This is a genomic window from Bacillus sp. SIMBA_026, assembly GCF_046535335.1.
GTDB lineage: Bacteria > Bacillota > Bacilli > Bacillales > Bacillaceae > Bacillus > Bacillus velezensis.
In genome coordinates this window covers 1-264 of sequence record NZ_JAWRWX010000250.1, presented here as the reverse complement: position 1 = coordinate 264, position 264 = coordinate 1, and the positions used below count along the sequence as shown (strand labels likewise).

Here is a 264-nt window from a genome sequence, read left to right as displayed (position 1 = left end):
CGCTAGCGCACCAGCGTAACGGCGTTCGAGGGCCGCTAGAGTTCGACGCCGATCAGCAGCGGCTCGGGGTGCAGCTCAATGCCACACCGATCCACGACGCCGGCCCGCACTTCGCGCGCGATTGCCAGCATGTCCGCCGTCGACGCCGAGCCGCGGTTGGTGATGGCCAAGGTGTGTTTCGTGGAGAGGGAGGCCCTGCCTCCGGTGACGCTGGATTCTTCCAAACCGAAGCCCTTCCCGAACCCTGCCTGATCAATCAGCCAC

1 pseudogene is annotated in these 264 nt (G+C 65.9%); it reads right to left on the bottom strand.

Features of this window, described 5'->3' with window-relative positions:
* Positions 1 to 35: 35 nt before the first annotated feature.
* A pseudogene (locus SB847_RS21370) lies at positions 36 to 264 on the bottom strand (hypothetical protein); the annotation flags it as partial.